This window comes from Rhizobium sp. KNZ2-6A, from assembly GCF_056755475.1.
Genome location: NZ_JBNDIC010000138.1, coordinates 1 through 708, shown reverse-complemented (window position 1 = coordinate 708; position 708 = coordinate 1). Strand labels below are relative to the sequence as shown.

The following is a 708-nucleotide window of genomic DNA, read 5'->3' as shown; positions in this document are numbered from 1 at the left end:
GTAATCCGGATAGGAAATGCGGTGTCCGTATGATGGATCATGGCAATACACAGTTACTTTAGCAATAGCGGATTTGCGGTGGGTGGTGGCGTCGCGCTGTGGGGCCATTGGCAGGCGTATGTTGATTGCCGGCGCCTCCGCCTGTGAGGGCATCATAGTGGCATCCGCAACCGGTGAGCTATTCCGGATTCGGATTTCCCTCTTTCTTGTTTTTACGAGCCATGGGGGGTTATCCGCGGATGCGGACAGAGGTGGTTTGAGCTGGTAGGGCGACGATTGGGATAGGCCGTCCCGCTGATGGAGCGGGACGGAACCGCCGCAGGGCCTCGTGAGAGGCACGGACAGCGGCGTCCGCTTACTCTTCTCTCTTAAAGAAAGAAGCAGTTGGGGATTCAGTCTGTCTGGCGGACTCGCGTGAATGCGACGACTTTCCGATGGCGCGGCCGAGCCTTGCCAGCGCCTGTCCGACGGCATTGTCGCCGATATCGAACAGGGTCCGCTCGCCGATCTCGAGGCTTTCGCGGTGGGCCTCGATCATCGCCGATCGCGCCGCCCGTGCCTGAAGATGATCGTCAGGCACGGGCGGTGCAATGCCGAAGCGGCCGAGCAGCCGTCTCGCCCGTTCCGGCAGTGACAGGCGGTAGCCATTGCTGGTCTGCTGAACCTGGGGTCCCGGACCGTCATTGCCCGTCGGCACGAACCGCCGGA

1 pseudogene is annotated in these 708 nt (G+C 61.7%); it reads right to left on the bottom strand.

Annotation, left to right across the window (positions count from 1 at the left end):
* Positions 1-355: 355 nt before the first annotated feature.
* Positions 356-708, bottom strand: a pseudogene (locus ACPYOP_RS32920) (helix-turn-helix domain-containing protein); the annotation flags it as partial.